The 23,687-nt window shown below is 43.0% G+C and carries 23 protein-coding genes and 2 tRNA genes; 7 read left to right on the forward strand and 18 right to left on the reverse strand.

Annotation, left to right across the window (positions count from 1 at the left end; genetic code table 11):
* Positions 1-2: 2 nt before the first annotated feature.
* From NH399_RS14095 to NH399_RS14140, 10 genes are all read right to left on the reverse strand, one after another.
* Positions 3-1,355, reverse strand: a complete 1,353-nt coding sequence (locus NH399_RS14095) for a tetratricopeptide repeat protein (protein WP_253041127.1) — start codon at positions 1,353-1,355, stop codon at positions 3-5.
* Between the two features lie 24 nt (positions 1,356-1,379).
* Positions 1,380-2,000 carry an energy transducer TonB gene (locus NH399_RS14100; RefSeq protein ID WP_253041129.1) on the reverse strand — a complete coding sequence of 207 codons (621 nt, stop codon included), beginning with the start codon at positions 1,998-2,000 and terminating at the stop codon, positions 1,380-1,382.
* Positions 2,001-2,003: 3 nt separating this feature from the next.
* Positions 2,004-2,411: a biopolymer transporter ExbD gene (locus tag NH399_RS14105; protein ID WP_253041131.1), complete on the reverse strand. Its 408-nt coding sequence runs from the start codon at positions 2,409-2,411 to the stop codon at positions 2,004-2,006.
* 12 nt (positions 2,412-2,423) lie between these two features.
* Complete coding sequence (locus NH399_RS14110; protein ID WP_253041134.1) at positions 2,424-2,936, reverse strand: MotA/TolQ/ExbB proton channel family protein; 513 nt, start codon at positions 2,934-2,936, stop codon at positions 2,424-2,426.
* Position 2,937: 1 nt separating this feature from the next.
* Complete coding sequence (locus NH399_RS14115; protein WP_253041136.1) at positions 2,938-4,287, reverse strand: MotA/TolQ/ExbB proton channel family protein; 1,350 nt, start codon at positions 4,285-4,287, stop codon at positions 2,938-2,940.
* Between the two features lie 11 nt (positions 4,288-4,298).
* The gene (locus tag NH399_RS14120) at positions 4,299-5,081 is read right to left on the reverse strand and encodes a DUF3450 domain-containing protein (protein ID WP_253041138.1); all 783 of its coding nucleotides are present in this window, start codon (positions 5,079-5,081) and stop codon (positions 4,299-4,301) included.
* Between the two features lie 319 nt (positions 5,082-5,400).
* Positions 5,401-5,832 (reverse strand): envelope stress response membrane protein PspC, encoded by a 432-nt coding sequence (gene pspC / locus NH399_RS14125; protein ID WP_253041140.1) that lies wholly within the window; start codon positions 5,830-5,832, stop codon positions 5,401-5,403.
* Positions 5,819-6,055 (reverse strand): envelope stress response membrane protein PspB, encoded by a 237-nt coding sequence (gene pspB, locus NH399_RS14130; protein WP_253041142.1) that lies wholly within the window; start codon positions 6,053-6,055, stop codon positions 5,819-5,821. Before pspB ends, pspC begins: the two co-directional genes overlap by 14 nt.
* 48 nt (positions 6,056-6,103) lie before the next feature.
* Positions 6,104-6,772 (reverse strand): phage shock protein PspA, encoded by a 669-nt coding sequence (gene pspA, locus NH399_RS14135; protein ID WP_253041144.1) that lies wholly within the window; start codon positions 6,770-6,772, stop codon positions 6,104-6,106.
* A gap of 3 nt (positions 6,773-6,775) precedes the next feature.
* Positions 6,776-6,985, reverse strand: coding sequence for a hypothetical protein (locus NH399_RS14140; RefSeq protein WP_253041146.1), 210 nt, complete (start codon positions 6,983-6,985; stop codon positions 6,776-6,778).
* A gap of 167 nt (positions 6,986-7,152) precedes the next feature.
* On the opposite strand from NH399_RS14140, the gene pspF reads away from it, so the two are divergent.
* The 7 genes from pspF to NH399_RS14175 all read left to right on the forward strand — a co-directional run bounded on the left by pspF (position 7,153) and on the right by NH399_RS14175 (position 14,656).
* Complete coding sequence (gene pspF / locus NH399_RS14145) at positions 7,153-8,175, forward strand: phage shock protein operon transcriptional activator (protein ID WP_253041148.1); 1,023 nt, start codon at positions 7,153-7,155, stop codon at positions 8,173-8,175.
* Between the two features lie 24 nt (positions 8,176-8,199).
* Positions 8,200-9,870 carry an ABC transporter substrate-binding protein gene (locus tag NH399_RS14150; protein WP_253041150.1) on the forward strand — a complete coding sequence of 557 codons (1,671 nt, stop codon included), beginning with the start codon at positions 8,200-8,202 and terminating at the stop codon, positions 9,868-9,870.
* Complete coding sequence (locus tag NH399_RS14155; protein WP_253041152.1) at positions 9,870-10,889, forward strand: ABC transporter permease; 1,020 nt, start codon at positions 9,870-9,872, stop codon at positions 10,887-10,889. The genes NH399_RS14150 and NH399_RS14155 overlap by 1 nt, the downstream gene beginning before the upstream one ends.
* The gene (locus NH399_RS14160; RefSeq protein WP_253041153.1) at positions 10,886-11,779 is read left to right on the forward strand and encodes an ABC transporter permease subunit; all 894 of its coding nucleotides are present in this window, start codon (positions 10,886-10,888) and stop codon (positions 11,777-11,779) included. Before NH399_RS14155 ends, NH399_RS14160 begins: the two co-directional genes overlap by 4 nt.
* Positions 11,779-12,759, forward strand: coding sequence for an oligopeptide/dipeptide ABC transporter ATP-binding protein (locus NH399_RS14165; protein ID WP_253041154.1), 981 nt, complete (start codon positions 11,779-11,781; stop codon positions 12,757-12,759). Before NH399_RS14160 ends, NH399_RS14165 begins: the two co-directional genes overlap by 1 nt.
* A gap of 2 nt (positions 12,760-12,761) precedes the next feature.
* Positions 12,762-13,724 carry a dipeptide ABC transporter ATP-binding protein gene (locus tag NH399_RS14170; RefSeq protein ID WP_253041155.1) on the forward strand — a complete coding sequence of 321 codons (963 nt, stop codon included), beginning with the start codon at positions 12,762-12,764 and terminating at the stop codon, positions 13,722-13,724.
* Between the two features lie 140 nt (positions 13,725-13,864).
* Positions 13,865-14,656, forward strand: a complete 792-nt coding sequence (locus NH399_RS14175; RefSeq protein ID WP_253041156.1) for an enoyl-ACP reductase — start codon at positions 13,865-13,867, stop codon at positions 14,654-14,656.
* A gap of 103 nt (positions 14,657-14,759) precedes the next feature.
* On the opposite strand, the gene NH399_RS14180 is transcribed toward NH399_RS14175, so the two are convergent.
* The 8 genes from NH399_RS14180 to tig form a co-directional block, all read right to left on the reverse strand.
* Positions 14,760-16,664, reverse strand: a complete 1,905-nt coding sequence (locus NH399_RS14180; RefSeq protein ID WP_253041157.1) for a SurA N-terminal domain-containing protein — start codon at positions 16,662-16,664, stop codon at positions 14,760-14,762.
* A gap of 82 nt (positions 16,665-16,746) precedes the next feature.
* Positions 16,747-16,823 (reverse strand) — tRNA-Asp (locus NH399_RS14185).
* 58 nt (positions 16,824-16,881) lie between these two features.
* A tRNA-Val gene (locus NH399_RS14190) sits at positions 16,882-16,957 on the reverse strand.
* Positions 16,958-16,975: 18 nt separating this feature from the next.
* Entirely contained in the window at positions 16,976-17,248 is a 273-nt protein-coding gene (locus NH399_RS14195; RefSeq protein ID WP_253041158.1) for an HU family DNA-binding protein, read from the reverse strand.
* Between the two features lie 237 nt (positions 17,249-17,485).
* A complete protein-coding gene (gene lon, locus NH399_RS14200; RefSeq protein ID WP_253041159.1) occupies positions 17,486-19,903 on the reverse strand; it encodes an endopeptidase La in 2,418 nt (805 codons plus the stop codon).
* Positions 19,904-20,012: 109 nt separating this feature from the next.
* A complete protein-coding gene (clpX, locus tag NH399_RS14205) occupies positions 20,013-21,314 on the reverse strand; it encodes an ATP-dependent Clp protease ATP-binding subunit ClpX (protein ID WP_253041160.1) in 1,302 nt (433 codons plus the stop codon).
* A 162-nt stretch (positions 21,315-21,476) separates the two neighbouring features.
* Positions 21,477-22,106, reverse strand: a complete 630-nt coding sequence (gene clpP / locus NH399_RS14210) for an ATP-dependent Clp endopeptidase proteolytic subunit ClpP (RefSeq protein ID WP_253041161.1) — start codon at positions 22,104-22,106, stop codon at positions 21,477-21,479.
* A gap of 214 nt (positions 22,107-22,320) precedes the next feature.
* Complete coding sequence (gene tig / locus NH399_RS14215) at positions 22,321-23,613, reverse strand: trigger factor (protein WP_253041162.1); 1,293 nt, start codon at positions 23,611-23,613, stop codon at positions 22,321-22,323.
* Positions 23,614-23,687 lie beyond the last annotated feature (74 nt).

The raw sequence follows: 23,687 nt of genomic DNA on the forward strand, positions 1-23,687 counted from the left end.
TTTTAAACTCCTTCGGCCATACGGCGAAGTTTTTCTATTCTATCTCGTATAAAGCTGATCCAGCGGTTCGAATTTTTCTTAAAATTCTTGTACTTAGCAGCTTGCTCAAAAGCTGAAATAGCCCCAGGAAAATTACCATCATTATACAAAGCATCCGCCTTGCCGAAATAAGCTTCACCAGGATCTTTCAAGCCACCTCGCTGAAGTGCTTTATCATAAGCTTTAACAGCTAACTTCCACTTCTCGGCTTCGCCGTAAAGCTGAGCCTGCTTCAAATCATGCCTACCATTATCAACATACTCTGCTGCCTTTTTGTAAGCATAGATTGATTTATCAATCTCTTGAGCAACATGAAAGTTTGATGCAACGTTTTTCCAGTTTTTCTCGTTAGACTCAACGACTTCCTTCTCGATACCTTCTTGCAAGACTTCCGCAGATTTGTAGGGAACATCTAGCATGGCATAAAAAGAAGAAAGCTGTTTGTAATCAGCCGGTTTATTGAAGCGCTTTTGGCGATGTAAAAGCTCCATCACCGCAAGAGAGTCACGATGTCTCTCAGACTTCGCATAAAGGCCTGCAAGATTACGCCAATAAATGGTTTCTTGAGGAAACAACTCCACCATTACTGTTAAAATCTTGATAGAACCAGGAATATCGTTTAACTCATAATGGCTGTTTAGCAAAACACCAAAGATATTCTTATTGGCTTTAGTGGATTCTTTAATTGCCAGATAAGCCGGGCAAATGGCTTCCTTCAACTTATTTTGAGCACTGAAGTTAGCAGCCATTAAAACATAACCCTGAACTTTAGGATTTGTTTCGTTTTTGAACCATGCACGCAAGTGTTCAAGAGATTTTTTGTGATTATCTTCACCATAGTACAAATTAGCGAGTTGCAAACGTGCACTCTGTTCTCTCTCCCATGGTAAAACCTTTGCTGCAACCACTTTTTCCAAATAACGAATAGACTGAGCTATCTGGTTTAAATTGGAGTAGGCGTAGTTGATATTCAGGTTAATCGTCGCCAATGTATAAGCATTACTTTTGTTACGATTAGCCAAAGCCAACATCATATCCAACGCTTCTTGATGCTGCTCTTTACTTAACAAGCCTAGAGCTTTGTTCAAACGCTTATGCACACTTTCTGTTAAAGCTCTCAATACACGTTTCTCTGGCGGCTTTGTTGCTGCCAAAGAACGGCATGATTTGGTATACCGAGTCGAGACATCGACATTGAGCTTCTTTTTCGGTGCTGCATTTGCTGCATTGTTAGCAGCAGCTTCTACAGAAGAAACACTCACTAAAGATGCAGCTAACAGTGCAGAAACCAACGTATTTGAGAATACTTTTTTCATTATGACTAACCCAACATGTAACTATTAATCAGTGAGCGTAAAATCCATAGTGTAAAACATATTGTGCTGATGCACAGCTTTACCATTGACAACCTTCGGCTTAAAGCGCCATTTGTAGATTACTCGGCGCGCTGCCTTATCAAAAATTCGGCGAGGTTTAGATTCAATCACCTTTACGTCTTCAGGAAAGCCATCAGGTTTAATCGTAAACTTCAACTTTACCCAACCTTCGATACCTTCCATCGCAGCTTTACGAGGATAGGGTGGCTGAATGATATTCAAAGGAATAGCATCACCATCCTGAGTCATCATCTGAGCCATGTTACCGATAAAAGGTCCGTCACCACCAACGCTCACATCCAATTTAGATAATTGAATATTAACGTTTTGTACCGTCGGGTTGGTCACCTTAGATACTTTTTGAGTTTCTGGTGGTGGTGGCTCTTTAGGTGGTTCAGGCTTTTTAGGCACCTTACGTTGCTTACGACGGCTCTTTTCTTCAGGTTCCGTCATATTGTAATCAACCGTTTGATATTCTTTTCTTTTGAAATCACCGTCAGCAGTATCGATTAACACCGCCATAAAGATGAACAAAGAAAAAGTAATACCAGCACCTAACAATAATCCAATTAAAATTCTTGGCATGGATTAACCCCCCTCTGCTGCAGCAACAGAAATGTCTTTAACGCCAGCTCCCTTTGCAGCATCTAACACTTTCATGATGACACCTGCTTTAGAACCTTTATCGGCTTGAATTACAACAGCACCTTCTGGGCTTTCGGCCTTAATGCGTTGAATCTCAACTTTTAAGCGCTCAAGTTCAACCTTCTTTTTATCCATATAGACTTCACCAGTAGAGGATACGCCTATAAAGACATTCGCATCTTTCTTCTTAACAGCGGTTTTAGCTTCAGGCTTTAATACCTGAATGCCCGCTTCTTTCACAAAAGATGTTGTTACAATGAAAAAGATCAGCATGATGAAAACGATATCCAGCATTGGCGTCATATCGATTTCGGATTCTTCTTCAGGGCGTCTTACAATCTGTTTTGGCATAATTCAATCACCCTAATGATGTGGCATATTGTCAGCTAATTGTTCAGCTTTAATTTTCGCCGTAAATTCAAGGCGAGATGCCACAAACAATCCAGACAGTGCAGCAACCATTCCAGACATAGTCGGTATAGTCGCCTGTGTAATGCCAGCGGCCATATCGCGAGGATCACTGGTTCCAGAAATAGCCATTACCTCAAATACAGTAATCATTCCGGTTACAGTTCCTAACAAGCCAATCATAGGACATATAGCAACGAGAGTTTTAATAAAACCAACCCCACTGCTTAGTTCTTCAGACATCTGAGATATCCAGGCTTGGCGAATGCGGTGTGCATTCCATGATGTGGTGTCTTGACGAGCATCCCATTGGGCAACCAATAGGCGAGCATCTTTTGGATAAACCAAAGAGAAATACCATAAGCGCTCAAAGATCAAGGTCCACATCACGAAGAGCACGGCAGCCACCGCGTACAACACGGGGCCCCCGGCATCAACAAAGTCTTTGACTAAGTTGAGCAATTCCATATTAAGAACCTTGGTTTTCAGTATGCTGTGCAATCAAACCAGCAGACTGCTCTTCTAACAGATGTACCAAGCTCTTAGATTTTGCAGATACTACGCTGTGGATAAGAATCAACGGGATTGCCGCAACGATACCCAATACTGTAGTAATCAAGGCAGATGAGATACCAGCAGCCATTACACCTGGGTCACCAGAACCGTAAAGTGTAATACCCTGGAAGGTTTCGATCATACCAGTAACCGTACCCAACAGACCCATAAGAGGCGAAACTGCTGCGAAGATTTTGATGATAGCAACACGAGTCTCTAGACGAGGAAGCTCTTTTAACACCGCTTCATCCAGCTTAAGCTCAAGATTCTCAACATCGTCATCTTTATTAGCTAAGTAGACAGCCATGATGCGACCAAGAGGGTTGTTACCAGGGTTTAAGTTACCTGCTTGCTTACGCATTTTACCGCCAATAGCACCCAAGGTGATTAAACGCTCTAGAGCAATAACGAAACCAATGATCAATACACCGATGATTGAGAAACCAACAACACCCGCGTAGTTCTTAACACGGTCAGGCCAGCTTTCGCGACCAGTCTCGATTTCTACGATAGTGCCTTTTGTTGGGTCAATAGCAACCAAAGACATTTGACCAGAGTTTTGGAAGTCACTGATACCAGCACTGAACTCACCGCTGTTAGGCTGAGTAGCGATCTGCTCTACGTTTTGGCTGTCTTTGTTAAACTTCAGATAGTCACCGTTAGATACCAAGTTAAATACACCAATACGATCTACAGTGGCATTAACTTTCACGCCTTTACTGTCAACGATCTCGGTGTCGTATCGAACGATTTTGCCCTGCTCGGTCATTTCTGTTTGCATTTCTGCCCACAAACGACGCAACTCAGGAATTTGAGGAATTTCTTTACGCTGCGCTAAATCATCCAAGTAGCCGCTACGATTAGGTAGCTGTGAGCTGATGATAGACGAGCTGATTTTTGCAGAAGTATCGGCAGCTTCTTTTCTTAGAACACCAACCGCTTCACCCAAGTTACCCAGTTTAATGTTTAACTGGTTTTCCATTTCAGCAAGAGATGCTTCATTGGTATCAAACTGAGCTTTTAACTGCTCGCTGCGTGTTCTTTCACGAGCTAACTCTGCATTCGCTTCGTTCAACAAGCGCTGCTGTTGATTCTTTTGCGATAAAAAGCGTTGGTAACGCTGTTTGTTTGCTCTTGATTCAACACCTTCAGCTTTCTTAACTGTTTGTAACAGTTCATCCAAGCTCTGAACTTTAGGTGCATCAGCGGCCTGTGCAACAGAGAACAAACCAGCAAATAATGACGACAATAATACTTTATTCATAACCTTACTCATTACGCTCTCTCCGGTGCGCTCACTGGAATTACAATCAATTTCTTATTATTTCGCTTAACATCTTTATAAGCACGAGCAACCGCAGTGGTTTGTGCTGAATCCAATGTTTTCCAAGATTTGGAATTGATATCCCAAGCTTTAGCTACTGGGTTATCACCACGAGTAATAAACATAAGCGCAGTACGTCCGAAGCGTAAAACGTCGACTTGTTTCTCAACACCGTCTACGTCCATCGTCTCTTCGTAAGCTTGTACAGAGTTACCGTAGTCTAATTCGATTTGGTAAGCTTCCATAATGCGACGGTACTTTTCTGAAACAGAAGTATCCGCTCGTAACATGCTGTTGCGTAAGCGAGCAACACGGTCAACTCGCTTTTGCTTTAAGAAAGGCATGTCCAACTCAATGAACTGCTCTAAAGTGGCAATCATTTCTTCCATTAAAGGAATAAGACCGCGCTCAGTATCATCAATGGTGTTCATCTGCTGCTGCAGAGAGGCCATTTCTTCTTCTTGACTTTTGATACTGACTTCAAGGCTGTGGTTATAGATTTTATATTGTTCGATTTGACTTAACTTGTGCTTGTAGTCCAAGTTTAAATCAAGTGTTTGCTCTGCAAGTCGGTCAATACGTTTTTGGTTAGAAGCTGCACTTTTACCAATACGCTTTTCGACTTTAATCGAAGGCTCCAGTTTTCCTGATGCGAAAGTAGCTCCTGTCGAACAAAATAGAGCAGTTGCTGCGCAAAGCGCAATGATACGAGAGATAGAGTTCTTATATAGCATGTCACTTCCTGACGCTGATTGAAAGTTATGCTGGCATTACAGTTTGGAATTACAAACTGCCCCAATCACACTCAGCTATAAAACGTTTGAGGTTAAAAGCTGAACACTTTAGTTAGAATTTAAGGTAAAGCGTGAACCTCGCAAAAAATACGTGATCCGCGATTCGCATCGAATATAAACACAAAACTCGGTCTAGTCAATGAAATCTCCCTTGAATTAAAATGCGATATAAATGAATGGAAACGTGATATTTGCTAACGAGCAGACAGGAGGAATGGGGTTACAAAATGGAGGTCAGACCAGGGAGATTTCGGAGATATTATGGCTTCATTTTGCGGAATTCTTTGTTCAGTTCAAACTTACCCGAGGTAACATAAGCTTCGATTTCTTGAACTTTTTGCTCAACTTGCGCCAAGGAGTTTTCTGCTTTGTTAAGCGCATTGAGTGCCATTTGCTCGGAGGTTCGACTATCCTTTGAATAGAAAGCCTCTGATTTAAAAGACTTTTTTGATTTCTCCTTCATTTGATAGTCACGCGGAGCAACATCAAGAATAAAATAAGCCACCAGATAACTGGCTACCGCGAAGAAGGTCGAAAAGCCCGCAAAAACAGCAACTACCATAAAAAGCCGTATAACCCAAACTTCCCAGCCCAAATATTCGGCGACTCCGGCACAAACTCCGCATATCTTGCCTTTGTGAGGGATACGATACAGCCGACGTTTACGAGAAAAAGCTTCATTTGGTGTCATATTTTTTTCTCCAATCCGGTGTTTCAGCATCCAAAATAGCTTCCAAATTTTGCACCCTGTCAACCAAGTCTTCAGCTTTTAAAGATAGCTGATGAATACGGTCATAATCAGCCGTTGATGTTTTTTCGTCCAGCGGTGCTTTCTTTTTGGTCATAATTAGTACCATAGGTACCACAACAACCATAAAAATTATACACAATACAAATATATACTCTTCGCTCATACTGGCCTACCACCCTGTTTGATATCACTTTATATTAAAGATTGAATCTCAGTCATTTTTGTTTAATTTATCTTTAAGACTGCGCATCTCTTCATCAACCTTCTCACTTGCTTCCAGTTCTGCAAACTCTTCATTCAGACGTGCTTGATTCCCTAACCCAAAGCTTTCTACTTCACCTTCAACTTGATCAAGTTTACGCTCAAACTGTTCAAACTTGTCTAAAGCATTATTACTGGTGTTCATTTCTGCCAATGTGCGTTTGACTTTAAGACGCGACTCAGCGGTTTTGTGCCTCATTAATAATGACTGCTGGCGAGCACGAGCATCTTTAAGCTTCTCTTGAAGCTGAGAAATTTCATCATTTAGATGAGAAATAGAAATCTCGACATTTTTTAACTGTTGAGATAGCTCATCGGCTAGCTGCTGAACTTTGTGCTTTTCGACCAACGCAGCCTTTGCCAAATCATCTCGCGACTTAGATAAAGCCAACTCAGCTTTCTTCTGCCATTCTCCGGCTTCTCTTTCCAACCAGGTGATTTTACGCGTCAACTCCTTACGCTCAGCCAGTGTTTTAGCCGACATGGTTCTCACTTCAACCAAAGTGTCTTCCATTTCCTGAATAATCAAACGAATCAATTTTTCAGGATCTTCGGCTTTATCCAACAGCGCATTAAGGTTGGAATTAATAATATCTGCAAATCGAGAAAAAATACTCACTACTTAATACCCCCAGAAAGATGATTGACCTTCAGCGGCTTCATCCACTGTAACTTCATATTGACTAAATCCCGTTTTCGCCAAATTATGAGCCCTGCTGTTAGATTTATCAGCAAACATACTGACCATAAATAGAAAGGCTCCAATGACGCCTAAGGTAGCCTGTGTGGCCACACGGGTTTGGCGCTTATTACTTAAATCCAAGTTTAACATTTTCCTATTTCCTAGTAATACGATAATACTGAAAAGGTATTCATAATGCGTGCCAACATTGAAAGCCCTATAACTTAATGTTTCCTATAGTTTTTTTTTAATTTAACTGGAAAAGCAGGATTAAATAAGGTTAAATTAACCAAAAGTTAGCTTATTTAGCCATAACGATGCAACGAGAACCGGAAAACCTCATAGGGGAATCATCTAGTTTCCTTGAAACACTGGAGAAAGTCTCGCGCTTGGCCCCTCTTGATAGGCCAGTATTGATCGTTGGAGAGCGCGGAACAGGAAAAGAGCTCATCGCCGCGCGTCTTCACTACTTGTCACAGCGTTGGGATCAACCACTTATCAAGCTTAATTGCGCAGCCATTAACGAAAACTTATTAGAATCCGAATTATTTGGTCACGAGTCGGGCTCTTTTACTGGCGCCAAAGGCAAACATCAGGGACGTTTTGAGTTAGCTCACAATGGCACCTTGTTTCTTGATGAGTTAGCGACCTCCTCACCTTCTGTTCAAGAGAAGTTATTGCGAGTGATAGAGTATGGCGAGTTTGAGCGAGTCGGAGGAACCAAAACAATAGAAGTTGATGTTCGCCTTATCGCAGCTACCAATGAAGACTTGCCCACTCTGGCAGAAAAAGGTCTGTTTAGACACGATTTGCTAGACCGCCTGGCCTTTGACGTGATCACGCTCCCTCCCCTACGCTATCGGCAAGAAGACATATTAATTCTTGCCCATCATTTTGCCGCTAAAATGACTCGTGAGCTTGGGGTTAATAGTTTTCCAGGTTTCTTAAAGAATGCAGAAGAAGCTTTGTTAAATCATCCCTGGCCAGGGAATGTGCGTGAGCTCAAAAATGCGATTGAACGCTCGCTTTATCTGGCTTCGCCAGGTTTGCCTATCGACAACATAGTGTTGAATCCATTCGAATCACCTTATCGGCCATTAGTCGACGGGACTCGCCAACAACAAGACATCCAGACTCCCCAGACGGCTCCCGTTCAAAATGCTCCTTCAGCGCAGTTTCCTATCGATTTAAAAGAGTTTATTCAAGAAACCGAAATCCGTATCTTAAAGGAAGCCTTAGAAGACGCTCAGTTTAACCAGAAAAAAACAGCAGAGTTGCTGGGACTTACCTATCATCAATTAAGAGGCTACTTGAAAAAGTACCAATTACTGGAATCTTAGCGGCTCGACACAGACTTTAACGACATGCAAATAAGCCAGCAAATTTTTAGTTACTCACGTCACTGCACGCAAAGCATGCTTGCTGTATTTGTGCTACTGTCGCTAACCAGTTGTGGTGATGATGCCATCATGCAACAAGCCATGGCCTCTACTCTGGTTTATTGCTCCGAAGCCAGCCCAGAAACATTCAACCCACAAACGACAACATCAGGTTCAACTTTCGATGCGTCGGCCAGACCTTTGTACAATCGACTGGTAGAGTTTAAACCAGGAACATTAGAAGTATTACCCTCACTAGCCAAAACCTGGAAAGTTAATTCTAAAGGCACCGTTTATACTTTTGAATTACGCAAAAATGTTCACTTCCATACAACGCCCTGGTTTTCGCCAACTAGACCATTTAACGCTGACGATGTTATTTTTAGTTTTAATCGTCAACGTCGATCACAAGATCCTTTTCATGTATCGAGTCAACAAGACTTCCCTTACTTTGAAACTCAAGGGTTGAATGATCTGATTGTCGATATAAAGAAGCTCGACAATTATCGTGTTCAATTTAAGCTATCGAAAACGACAAGCCCGTTTCTCTCTATTTTAGCAATGGAGTTCGCCTCCATTTTGTCGGCCGAATACGCAGAACAGCTACTAGAAAAAAACGCCATCGATAACTTGAGCAGCAAACCGATTGGAACAGGCCCATTTAAATTAAAACGCTATCAACCGGATGCGTTTATACGTTACGAAGCTCATGAGCACTATTGGAAAACCAAAGAAAAACTTAAGCACTTAGTCTTTGCGATTACACCCGATCCTTATCTACGTTTTGCTCGCCTGACGGCTGGTGAGTGTGATGTCATGAGTAATCCGCTGCCCGTCCATTTGAGCGCACTGGCTAAAGAAGATGATCTTAATATACTGAGCACACCAGGACTCAACATCGCTTACTGGGCCTTTAATACGCGCAAACCACCATTAGACAATCCTTTGGTTCGTAAAGCGTTGAGTCATGCAGTCAATCGAGAAGCCATAATAAAAGCGGTTTATCGGGGCTCAGCCGAAATTGCCAAAAATCCTATCCCCCCAGGAATGTGGTCTTATAACCACTCCATTGAAGATCATGAATATGATCCTCAATACGCACGCAACCTATTATATCGCGCAGGTTACCCAGATGGATTCAGCCTCGATATCTGGGCATTCTCCGAACAAAGATCTTATAATCCCAACTCTCGAAAAACTGCGGAGCTGATTCAACAAGATTTAAGAAAGATTGGCTTAACCGTTAAGATTGTGAATTTAGAACTTGCGACTCTGCTCAAAAAAGTCAGGCAAGGCGAACATAAAACCGCTCTTCTTGGTTGGGTTGCTGACAATGGCGATCCTGATAATTTTCTGGGCACTCTGTTGAGCTGCGAAGCAACCAAGTCTGGTCAAAACTCATCATTTTGGTGTAACGAAGAATTTGACTCCATCATAAAAGATGCACGCTCAATTCACAGTAAGCGTCAACGCACCAAGCTTTATAAAAGAGCCCAATCCATTTTTAAAAAAGAAGCCCCCTGGATGACATTAGCTCACACTCGACAAACACTGATTTTGCGAGACAGGGTCAAAAATCTTGTAATGTCTCCAGCGGGTGGCGTTTCCTTTAGCAAAGTTGAGCTTGCCGAAGCAAAGCAAGAGGAAACAAACTAATGCTCAAGGTTATATCGCGCCAAATATTAGTTTTAATCCTCAGTTTTTTGGGTATCACCCTGCTCTTTTTTACGCTCACTCAACTAACACCCGACGACTCTAATGTTGTCTGGCAGGGTCATGTGCGCTCAGCAGACAGTGCCCTGGCGCAAAAAGCCATAGAGTTGGGTGTTGATGACTCTTATGTCTATCAGTACATAAATTATTTGCGCAATATACTGTCTGGTGACTTTGGCTTGTCCATAACCAGCAATCGTCCGGTACTATCTGAATTTTTAAATTTTATCCCAGCGACATTAGAGCTAGGTTTTTTTGCAACATTGATCGCTTTGATATTAGGGATACCTGCTGGTGTCGCTGCGGCAACCAATAAAAACACCTGGGTTGATAGCCTGATTATGACGGTAACACTCATTGGCTATTCGATCCCCGTTTTTTGGTGGGGCATGCTGCTGATTTTTGTTTTCTCTTTATTTTTGGATATTACTCCAGTAGCAGGACGCATCAGTTTTATTTTTGATATCGATAAAGTCACGGGATTTATGCTGGTGGACTCGCTGTTAGCTTATCCTAAGTATCAACTCGCGGCATTCTTTGATGCACTAAAACACTTGATTCTTCCTTCCATTGTCTTAGCAACCTTGCCATTAGCCGTTATCGCCAGAATGACCCGCTCAGCGATGCTAGAAGTTCTAGCCAGCGAATACATTTTGACAGCAAAGGCTAAAGGATTAAGTCGCTTTCGGATTATCTGGGTTCACGGTTTAAGAAATGCTCTTATCCCTATTATTACGGTGATTGGATTACAATCCAGTATCTTATTAACCGGAGCCGTTTTAACCGAAACGATTTTTGCCTGGCCTGGCATCGGAAAATGGATGGTAGAGGCGATCTATCGACAGGACTATCCTTCCATTCAAGGGGGTATTCTGTTGATTTCCAGTATCGTAATACTCATCAATATCAGCATCGATTTGCTCTATGCTTTTATTAATCCTCGTTTGAGGAAGCCAGTATGAATGAGATTAAACTTTATCAAGAAACTCATATTCCCGGTCCCTGGGAAGAGTTCTGGTATCAGTACAAGCAACACAAAGCCGCTATGGTTGGGCTTGTGTGCCTGCTCATCATTGTCTTGCTGGCTTTTATTGGCCCTATGCTCATTGAGCATGATCCAACCGTGCAGTTTTCGGAATCTCTACTGATTCCTCCGGCATGGGAGGACGGCGGCAGTCGGATGTTTTTGCTTGGCACCGACGATCTAGGCAGAGACATGTTATCTCGTGTTGCTTATGGCTCACGATTGACATTGGGGCTCGCTGTTATCGTGGTATTTATCGCAACCATTGTTGGCGTCGTGCTGGGTGCCATGGCTGGAATCAGTAAAGGCCCGGTAGAATTTATTATTCTGCGACTAATGGATATTTTTCTGGCTGTTCCTTCACTCTTACTTGCGATCCTGATTGTCGCAATCATAGGCCCAGGATTGTTAAACACTATTTATGCTGTAGCGATCGTACTGGTTCCGCATTTTGTCAGAATAGTTCGCGCAGTTATTCGTGAAGAGCTCGATAAAGAATACGTCATTGCGGCAAAACTGGATGGCTCCAGTCCCACTCGTTTATTTTTAATCTCTATTTTGCCCAATATATTACCGCCGCTTGTTGTGCAGATCACACTTAGCTTTTCGACAGCTATTCTGGATATTGCCGCCTTGGGTTTTCTTGGTCTAGGCGCTCAGGCCCCTAACCCAGAATGGGGAACGATTCTGTCTCAATCAAGAGATTATATTCAGCTCGCACCATGGACAGTAGCAGCACCGGGCTTAGCCATACTGATCACCGTATTATGTATTAATCTAGTAGGTGATGGCTTACGTGATGCACTAGACCCCAGAGGATCTCAATAGTGAAGTTACTGCATATAGAAAACCTCACGGTTGAATTCGATACTTTGACGGGACCGGTACGTGTACTTGATCGCGTTTCTCTTAGAATGGAACAAGGCGAGGTGCTAGGAATTGTTGGCGAGTCGGGCTCAGGAAAAAGCATTTTTGCTTTAGCGATTATGGGACTCTTGTCGCCCAAAGCTCGTTTCACCGCAGACTATATGAACGTTAATGGTCAGGATCTTATGAAACTGACGAAAGAGCAAAGACAAAGCTATCTCGCTCAAAACGTCAGTATTATTTTTCAAGATCCTCAAAATAGTCTAAATCCATGTTTCACTATTGGTTTCCAATTAATGGAAACCTTATCAATGCATGGTATTAGTGGCCGCAGAAATAAAAAACTCCGCGCCATTCAATTATTAGAATCTGTTGGTATAGCGAATCCTGAGTCGCGTCTTAAAAGTTACCCGCACCAGTTATCGGGGGGTATGAACCAGCGTATTATGATCGCCATCGCCATTGCAGCAGAACCGAAGCTACTCATTGCCGACGAGCCTACAACCGCGCTGGATGTGACTATCCAATCGCAGATTCTTCAGTTGCTACTCGACTTAAACCGCCATACAGAAACAGGACTGATGCTCATTACTCATGACTTCGCTTTACTATCAGAAACAGCTCAGCGAGTTTGTGTTATGTACAGTGGTCAAATTCAGGAGAATGCACCAACTCGAAGAATACTGGCTCAACCCAAACACCCCTATACTCAAGCACTACTGCACAGCATCCCTCATATCGGCGAAAGACACGCCCAGGGAGAACGTTTATTCTCTCTACGGGGAAGTATTCCACCTGTAGATCATTTACCTGTAGGTTGTCGCCTTGGACCACGTTGTCCACGCGCCGCCAAAGAATGCGTTAGAGCACCGAGATTAGAAAATATTCATGGCCACGGCTTGGTTCGATGCCATTTTCCACTCGATGGAGAGGAGACCTAGCTATGGGCAGTATTTTACGAGTACAAAATATTTCGCGTAAGTATCGCCTTAACAACTGGATGTTTGGACGCAACAATACTATTGATGCTATCGACAACATTTCTTTCGAATTGCAGCAAGGCAAAACTCTGGCCATCGTTGGTGAATCAGGTTCGGGAAAGTCTACTTTGGCTCGTCAATTAGTCGGTATAGAACGCCCATCATCGGGTCAGGTATTTATTGACGAACGCCCCGTTTACGAATTGACAGAAGCCAAGCGAAAAACGCTTTTTCTGCAAGTGAGAATGATTTTCCAAAACCCTTTTGCATCGCTTAATCCACGTTTAAGAATTGGTAGCATTCTCGAAGAGCCATTAATCATTAATACCTCGCTGAACGCTAACCAACGTAGAGATAAAGTAGAATCAGTATTACAGAAAGTAGGTTTAAGGGCCGAACATGCCAGACGCTTTCCGCACATGTTTTCTGGTGGTCAGCGCCAACGGATCGCTATTGCTCGCGCCTTAATTCTTGAACCCAAAGTCATCGTCGCCGACGAGCCCCTGAGTGCACTCGATGTATCAGTGCAGGCACAAATACTCAATCTGCTATTGGCATTGCAAGAAGAGTTTCAAATCTCTTATGTATTTATTTCTCATGATCTGGGTGTCGTTGAGCATATAGCCGATCAAGTGCTGGTTATGTACCGTGGCCAAGTTATGGAATATGGCGATGTAGAACAAATATTCGATACGCCGAAACATCCCTACACACAAACGTTGTTTGCCAGTACGCCTATCTTTCGAGATCGAGTAACCATTCAAACGGTTCGCGGTTATACATCTCGTTCGGCAACGGCCATACAGGCCAATGGATGTCCTTTTGCCAAGCGCTGTCCCTGCGCGACAGAACAATGCACCACCGAAACGCCAAAAACTCGAAACATATCTGGTCAGCTAATAACCTGTCATAGCCCCTTGCTCTAATCAAGTGGCTAAAAAACTGATGAAAGTCTGATAGGCTACCAATATCTCACTGCTCCGATGTCAAAAATCAAAGTACTACCTCCGTTAGATTCATGTGATAAACTGCGGCCTCTAACATAACTAACGACATAGGTATGGATATGGGTTTTTTAACAGGTAAGCGAGTCCTGGTGATGGGATTGGCTAGCAAGCGCTCAATTGCAGCAGGCGTTGCAGAAGCAATGCATAAACAAGGTGCTGAATTAGCGTTTAATTATCTGGGTGATAAATTAAAAGGCCGCGTAGAAGACATGGCTCAAAGCTGGGGCTCAAACATCGCACTTCCTTGTGATGTATCCAGCGACGAATCAATCGAAGAGTTCTTCGCACAACTCAAAGAACACTGGGATGGTTTTGACGTTCTGGTTCACTCTATCGCTTTCGCTCCATCTGACCAACTTGATGGCGACTATTTGGACGCTGTTACGCGTGACGGCTTTAAAGTGGCTCATGACATCAGCGCTTACAGCTTTGCAGCAGTTGCAAAAGCAGCCAAACCAATGATGGTTGGCCGTAACGGCTCAATGATTACCATGACCTATCTTGGCGCAGAACGAGCACTACCTAACTACAACGTAATGGGTGTCGCTAAAGCCAGTCTGGAAGCTAACGTTCGTTATATGGCAAACAGCCTTGGTAAAGACGGCATTCGAGTCAACGGCATTTCTGCTGGCCCTATTCGTACACTGGCAGCATCCGGTGTTAAGAGCTTTAAGAAAATGTTATCATACTACGAAGATAACACGCCGATGCGTCGTAACGTGACTCAAGAAGATGTAGGTAATGTTGCAGCTTTCTTAGGATCTGATTTAGCTCTCGGTATGACAGGTGAAATCCTCCATGTTGATAGCGGATTTAGCATCATCGGCATGCCAGAAAGCTACATGGAATAAGCTATATAAAGGAGTGCTATCTTTGATGGCCTCCTATTTTGTCTTTATTAAAGACATAAAAAAAGCCGCAATAGCGGCTTTTTTTATGTCTGATGAATACTTCTTAGCGAATATTCTCAGAAAACTTCTGTACATCTGCTTTATCGCGTAATGCTTGTAGCAAGCTGCTGTTGCTCAAATCGCTCATTGCGCGCTGAACTCTAGCTTTTGACTGCTGTTTCTCAGCATCCGTTAGCTTAGCGATGTCTGGCTCAGAAACTTTTTCAACGATAAGAACAGCAAAGTCACCATTCGCTAATTGCTTACCACTAACGCTAGCCTGGTTTTCTTCAGGCTTACCAGCCTCAAAAACATAACCCGTTAACTCATAGCCTAGTTGTGAACTGTTACGACGCAAGTTCTTCGATTCTTTCCAGGTCAAATCACCAGTATCGATATCGCTTGCGTTTTTACCCGCTTGTAGCTCAGCAATAATCGCTTCACCTTTTGCTTTAGCAAGCTCTCTCATCTTTTGTAGACGAACAGCTTCGGCCACTTCAGTTTTTACTTCGTCAATGGTTTTGCTACGCGCTGGCGTGTGGTCTTTTTTGCGCAGAACAATAATATGTGTTTCTGACAAGTCCAAAACATCAGAGTTTCTGTCGTCATTTAATACCGCATCAGAAAATGCAGCCGTCGAAACTTGAGGGTTAGCAAAAACACCAGTGCCTCCAGTACGACCGAAAGGCTCACTGGTCTTGATATCTAGCTGTGACTTAGCTGAAGCTTCAGTAAGTGAGTTATAGTTATCATAAACCAAAGTTTCGATATCTGATTTTAATGCGTAGAACTCATCTTCTGCTTTCTCATTTTTTAAGTCAGCAACAATAGCATCTTTAACTTCTTCTAAAGGACGAACTTCACCCGCTTTGATATCAAGCAGTTTGATAATGTGATAACCGAAGTCTGTCTTAACAATTTCAGAAATATCACCAACATTTGGCAAAGCAAACATTGCAGTTTCAAACTCTGGAACCATTACACCCTTGCCTGCATAGCCTAAGTCACCACCAGCATCTTTTGATGTATCTTCTGACTCAGCTTTTGCTACCTCAGCAAAATCTTCGCCTTGCTTCAAACGCTCTGCAATGGCATCAATCTTAGCTTTTGCTTGTTCGTCAGTCGTCTCTTCACTAATTTTAATAAGTATGTGAGCAACCTGACGTTCTTCTTCCGTTTCATACTTATTTTTGTTGTTTTCGTAATAGTCGTTAACTTCTTGATCCGTAACAGACATACGCTCAAGTAAATCTTCTGTTTTTAACTCCAGGTAATCAACAGCGACTTTTTCGGCAACTTGGTATTGATCAATGTTTTCGTCGAAGTAAGCCTGAACGTCTTCATCTGAAACGTTAACATCTTTCTCAAAGGCCTTGTTCTCAATCAATAACGATTTTACATCGCGTTCTTGCTGCTGGAGTTGAAGACGTTTGTTTTGCTCATAATCCAACGCGAACTCAGTATCGATTAACAATTTGCTGAATTGTGTTTGCGCGATTTCGTCATTGATCAAATTAAGAAGATGGCTTTCGGTCCAGTTACGGTTATTCAAAAACTCGGTTACACGGTCTTTTGAATATTTACCATCGACTTGAAAAATAGGGTATGACTTTAGTTTCTTGATGATTTGATCATCAGAAGCAATGAATCCTGCGCTTTTTACTTCTTGCAACAGGGCAACATTGTTAATGACCTTATCCAGAGTATTGATACGAAACTGGCGCTTCATCTCATCAGTAGGGTGCAATTGCTCAAACTGGCTGCCGTAACGACTCTGCTCTACCTGAACACCTTCCATCCAACGTGTGGTACTGATTTCTTCACCATTAACTTTAGCAACAGCGTCTGCTGAACCACCAGAAAAGTTGGTAGTAAGCGCTCCAGCTAAAATGAATGACAAAATGATGATACCGAGAAAGACTTTAACCCAAGTTTTTTCGATACCGCTTCTTATGCTCTCCATCATCATAACGAGATACCTGAATAATTTTTAAATTCGTCTGTTTTATGCGTATAAAAAAAACGCGCCAAAAAAGGCGCGCTGGTAATGTTGGCGGAGCAGACGGGACTCGAACCCGCGACCCCCGGCGTGACAGGCCGGTATTCTAACCAACTGAACTACTGCTCCTGAAACATTGTTGAAGATATGGCTTGCGCCTTACCTTCCGAAACCCACTAAATAAATTTGGTGGGCGCTACTGGACTTGAACCAGTGACCCTCGCCTTGTAAGGGCGATGCTCTCCCAACTGAGCTAAGCGCCCATCTACATCTAAGGCGCGCTAGTTTACCGCTTCTTTTAATGCTTTACCAGCTTTAAATGACGGTACTGTTGCCGCTGGAATTTCAATCTTCTCGCGAGTCTGAGGATTCAGGCCAGTACGAGCAGCGCGCTCTTTAACACTAAAAGTACCGAAACCAACTAAAGCTACTTGGTCACCTTTTCTTAACGACTCAGTTACCGCATCTAACATCGCGTCTAATGCACGACCAGCAGAAGCTTTAGAGATATCGGCACCCGCTGCGATAGCGTCGATCAACTCAGATTTATTCACTCAACTTCCCCTTGTAATTGTTGTCTGGTTTATGAATACCAGTGGTTATATTTACTTTCTAATTTACTACCTTGCTAGGGCGAGCGAACTTTATACCAACAGGTTAAAATACCTGTCAAGCAACTTTCGCCGCGAAGCCAGTATTTATGCGGCCTAGCGCATACTTTTCACCATCACTGCCGATATATTGTTCAGAATTAAACAAAATATCAGCAGCCATGATTTGTATGCGGCAAATTAATGAGGTTGATTACTTTGCTTAAGATTGTCCTTTTGCTCGCCGGATAAAACTGGCTGTCCTTCTATTTCGCTTGTTGCCAACGGCTTCGGAGTGTCAGACAAAGCGATCTCAAGCACTTCGTCAATCCAACGTACAGGAACGATCTCTAAACCGCCAATAATATTTTCGGGTATTTCCGCCAAGTCTCGTTCGTTCTCCCAAGGGATCAGAACTTTCTCGATACCGCCTCGATGCGCTGCCAGAAGCTTCTCTTTCAGACCACCGATACGCAACACTTCTCCGCGCAACGTGATCTCACCTGTCATAGCAACATTCGATAAGACAGGAATGCCCGTTAACGAAGATACCAAAGCAGTGCACATACCAATCCCTGCGCTTGGGCCATCTTTAGGCGTAGCGCCTTCAGGTACGTGAACATGGATGTCTTTCTTTTCATAAAAGTCATCCGAAATACCCAACATCTGAGAGCGACTTCGAACAACCGTCATAGCGGCTTTGATAGACTCCTGCATCACATCGCCTAACTGGCCAGTGAAAAGAGTTTTACCTTTACCTTGAGTTGCCACTGCCTCAAGAGTAAGTAAGTCACCACCTACTTCGGTCCAGGCTAAGCCCGTTACCTGCCCTACGCGATGTTCTTCTGAAGCCTTTCCGAAATCAAATTTGGCAACGCCAAGATATTTATGGAGATTACGTTCAGTCACAGAAACACGCTTATTCGTCGGTTTTAATGACACCTGCTTAACGACTTTGCGGCAGATTTTAGCAATCTCTCGCTCTAAGCTTCGCACGCCAGCTTCACGGGTGTAACGGCGAATGATAGTACGTACAGCCGAGCGACTGATGCTGATTTCCTGGCTTTCCAGTCCCGCATTTTCTAACTGCTTAGGGATAAGATAACGTTCAGAAATCGCCAGCTTTTCGTCTTCGGTATAACCGGGTATGCGAATAACTTCCATACGATCCAATAAAGGTGCTGGAATATTCATGGAATTTGCGGTTGCAATAAACATCACCTCGGATAGATCGTAATCCACCTCAAGGTAGTGGTCGTTAAACGACTGGTTTTGCTCTGGATCTAATACTTCCAGTAATGCCGACGATGGGTCACCTCTCATATCTGAGGCCATCTTGTCGATTTCATCAAGCAAAAACAGTGGATTTTTAACCTTGGCTTTGCTCATCTTCTGAATGATTTTACCAGGCATAGAACCAATATAAGTACGGCGATGACCACGAATTTCGGCTTCATCTCGCACACCACCTAACGACATACGAGAAAAATCTCGTCCTGTTGCATGTGCGATAGAACGGCCCAAGGATGTTTTACCAACACCAGGAGGTCCTACAAGACATAAAACTGGACCTTTGATCTTGTCGACACGTTGCTGGACCGCAAGATATTCCAAAATACGTTCTTTAACTTCTTTAAGACCATAGTGTTCTTCTTCTAACACATCTTCAGCCCCGGCCAGATCTTTTTTGACGTCGCAACGTTCCTGCCACGGCACATTAAGCATCCACTCAATGTAACCACGAACGACGGTTGCTTCAGCAGACATCGGCGACATCATTTTTAATTTGCGCAGTTCGGATTCCACTTTCTCGCGAGCGTCTTCACTCATACCCGACTCAGCGATTTTCTTCTCTAGCTCTTCAATGTCTTTGCCAGATTCGTCAATATCGCCCAGTTCTTTCTGGATAGCCTTCATCTGCTCGTTCAGATAGTACTCACGTTGGCTACGTTCCATCTGCTTTTTGACACGTCCACGGATACGTTTTTCGACCTGAAGCAGATCGATTTCACCTTCCATAATCGCCATCAAATGCTCTAGACGTTCTTTTACGTCCGTCATCTCAAGTATCTTTTGCTTCTCATCAATTTTTAATGCCATGTGAGAAGCCATAGTATCCGACAGGCGACAAACGTCTGTGACGCCAGACAATGCAGATAAAATTTCTGGAGGTACTTTCTTATTAAGTTTTACGTAATTTTCGAATAAAGATACCGCAGAGCGCGTTAATGCCTGTGTTTCGGTGCTTTCTGGCTGCTCAGAAACAATCTGTTCTACATGAGCAAACAGAACATCGTCTGATAACTCAAAAGATGCAACTTCTGCACGCTTCTGCCCTTCTACCAACACTTTTACATTTCCATCGGGCAGCTTCAGCATTTGCAAAATATGAGCAATACACCCCGTGTGATAGACATCGTCTTCAGAAGGATCTTCTGTGGTTGCTTCTTTTTGTGCCAAAAGCAAAATTTCTTTATTGCTACCATAAGCACTTTCTAACGCATTGATAGACTTATCTCGGCCCACAAATAGAGGAATGACCATGTGAGGAAATACCACCACATCTCTTAGGGGCAATACGGGAATCATAGAAGAATCGACTTTAGAACTATCGGTCATAACCTTTTTTCCAGTGCTTGAAAAAGCAAACTAATACAATATGAATTGTAATATGGGGATAATTGAGTGAGTTTCAAATAATAAAAAAGCCGGTTACCCGGCTTTTTTATTAATCAGATGAGGCGGCGGCTTTACCATTCGCCGATTCATTCTCAAAAATGAGCAATGGGTCAGACTCTCCATCAACAACGGCCTGATCTATGGCAACTTTCGAGACCCCCTTCATTGAAGGAAGTTTATACATGGTATCGAGTAGAACTTTTTCCATAATAGAACGTAAGCCACGAGCACCAGTCTTACGCTCCATGCCAAGGCGAGCGACGGCTTTGAGAGCATCCTCACGGAACTCCAAGGTGACGTTTTCCATATCAAACAGCTTCGAATACTGTTTGGTTAAAGCATTCTTAGGTTCTTTTAGAATACGAACCAAGGCATCTTCATCAAGTTCTTCGAGGGTCGCCACGATTGGCAAACGACCAACAAACTCAGGAATCAAACCGTATTTGACAAGATCGTCTGGCTCACAATCACGCAGAGTTTCGCCGACATTCTTAGACTCGTCTTTGCTGTGAACTTCAGCACCAAAGCCAATGCCACCTTTTTCGGAACGATCTCGGATAACTTTTTCTAGGCCAGCAAATGCTCCACCACAAATAAACAGAATATTGCGAGTGTCTACCTGCAAAAATTCCTGTTGAGGGTGTTTTCTTCCACCTTGTGGAGGCACCGACGCTACCGTACCTTCAATCAGCTTCAGCAATGCTTGCTGTACGCCTTCACCGGATACATCACGGGTAATCGAAGGATTATCGGCTTTGCGCGAAATCTTATCGATTTCATCAATATAAACAATGCCTTGCTGCGCCTTCTCTACGTCGTAGTCACAACGTTGCAGCAATTTTTGAATAATGTTTTCAACATCTTCACCGACGTAACCGGCTTCGGTTAGTGTCGTTGCATCTGCAATAGTGAAAGGAACATTTAGCAAACGAGCCAAGGTTTCTGCCAAGAGTGTCTTACCACTACCAGTAGGGCCTACCAGCAAGATATTACTTTTACCCAGCTCTACTTCATCCTGACGTGACGACGAACCGCCCGCGTTAAGACGCTTATAGTGGTTATAAACCGCTACCGAAAGAACTTTCTTTGCCTGAGCTTGACCAATGACGTACTCATTGAGGATTTCATTGATCTCTTCGGGCGTCGGTAACTGAACACCTTCGGAGTCCTGAGTGGCTTCGTCAACCTCTTCACGAATGATGTCGTTACATAGCTCGACACACTCGTCACAAATAAACACGGAAGGCCCCGCAATCAGCTTTCTCACCTCATGCTGACTTTTGCCGCAAAAAGAACAATACAGCAGCTTGCCGTTATCGTCCTTTCCACCAGTGCCTTTGGTATCACTCATGAAAATTCCTCAAACTTTTATTAAAAACTAAAAATAGTACTCAAAGGGTAACACCTAAACATAATGTTAGCCGTTTTTAACCCAATGTCCTACCTAAAGGCAGGAAAAACATTAAACAGTGTAACCGATAGCTCTTCAAGCGATAATTTATAACACGTGAGTCTATAAACTATTTCTATCAGTGATAACTCGGTCGATCAAACCGTACTCAACAGACTCTTCTGCACTCATAAAGTTATCACGATCTGTATCTTTCTCGATATCGGCCAGTTCACGTCCTGTATGATGCGCTAATGTCTTATTCAACGCGTCTTTCATCTTCAAGATTTCCTGAGCGTGTATAGCAATATCCGATGCTTGCCCCTGGAAACCGCCTAGCGGCTGGTGAATCATGACTCTTGAATTAGGTAAAGCAAAGCGCTTTTCTTTAGCACCACCGGCTAATAAAAAGGCTCCCATGCTACAGGCCTGACCAATACACAAAGTACTAACATCAGGTTTAATAAACTGCATGGTATCGTAAATAGACATACCCGCGGTAACAGAGCCACCCGGCGAGTTAATATAAAGGAAAATGTCTTTATCTGGATTTTCGGACTCAAGGAACAACATTTGAGCAACCACCAGATTAGCCATGTGATCTTCTACGGGTCCTACAAGGAAAATAACCCGTTCTTTTAATAATCTAGAATAAATATCATAAGAGCGCTCGCCCTTAGCTGTTTGCTCAACGACCATTGGCACAAGGCCGCCAGTTGCGGTCGTATCAATCGCTTGATATTTGTCCAGCATAGGATCTCCTTTCAGATTGCTGCACTTGATAACCAAACCTTAAAGTGGAGACAAAATGGCTAACCTCAAGGGATCATCAAATAAAAAAGCCTGGATACCTACAACTATAGCAGTTTTGGCACCAGGCTAGGAATGTTTTTTCTTTTTAATTATTAAACACTTAGCAAGTGTTTAAATTATCATCAACAATCTTGGAAATTATTGCAGAATCAAATTACTTTTGGTTCATCACTTCATCAAAAGTAGCATCTACATCTGTTACTTTAGCTTCTGCTAATACAGCTTCAATGACCATGTCTTCTAGAACAAGCTGTTCAATCTGAGACATACGGCTCTGATCGGCTTTGTAGTACTCAATAACTTCTTCAGGCTGCTCGTAAACAGAAGCCAATTCATTCAATTGAGTTTCAACACGATCTGCGTCTGGCTTCAATTCTTTAGAATTGATGATAGCACCAACGATAAGACCTAACTGAACACGACGTTTGGCTTGCTGCTCGAACATTTCTGCAGGCAAGCTTGCCGCCATTTTCTCGTCACCACCATACTGAGCAATGGCCTGCTTACGCAGATTATCAATTTCACCGTCGATAGAAGATTTAGGTACATCAACATCATTCGCTTTAACTAACTCGTCCATCACCTGGTTTTTCAAGCGATTTTTAAGAGCGTTACCTAATTCACGCTCCATGTTCTTGCGAACTTCTTCTTTCATTTTGTTGATGTTGCCAGACTCAACGCCCAATACATCAGCTAACTCGCCAACTTTTGGCAATTCTTTTTTGCTAACTTTATGAACGGTAGTTTTAAATACGGCTTCTTTACCCGCTAAATCGTTAGCGTGGTAATCTTCTGGGAAGGTAACCGTTACATCAACAGCATCACCAGCTTTGGCATCAACGAGTTGATCTTCAAAGCCAGGAATCATGCTACCAGAACCTAATACTAAAGGATGGTTTTCTGCGCTACCGCCGGCAAAAGATTCGCCATCTATAGTACCTTCGAAATCGATAGTTACTTGGTCGTCGTTTTTCGCTTTACGCTTTACCTCAACCCAGTTAGCACGCTGCTCACGTAATGTATCGATCATTTTAGCCAAGTCTTCGTCTTGAACTTCTGCAGTTTGTTTTTCTACAGTAATTTCGGAGAAGTCTTTGATTTCTAGCTCAGGATACACTTCGAAAGTTGCAACGAACTCGATGTCTTTGCCTTCTTCAGTTTGAGTAAACTCAAAGAAAGGAGCACCAGCTGGAGTGATTTTTTCTTGAATGATGGCTTGATAGAAGTGCTGCTGCATAGCTTCAGTCATTACTTCTTGGCGAACGCTTTCACCATAACGCTTTTTCACAACTTTAAATGGTACTTTCCCTGGACGGAAACCATTGAGTTTTACGTTGCGAGCTAAATTCTGAAGGCGTTTTTGAGATTCGGCGTCAATAGATGCAGCGGGAATGCCGATCGTCATTTTACGGCCGAGGTCAGAAGTGGTTTCTACTGAAACTTGCATTGATTTACTCCACATTGGTCTTTGCATAACGCAAAACGGCTGCATTATGCAACCCTATAACTTTGCATTCAAAT

The sequence above is a fragment of the Pleionea sp. CnH1-48 genome (assembly GCF_024124665.1).
GTDB lineage: Bacteria > Pseudomonadota > Gammaproteobacteria > Enterobacterales > Kangiellaceae > JAMXSB01.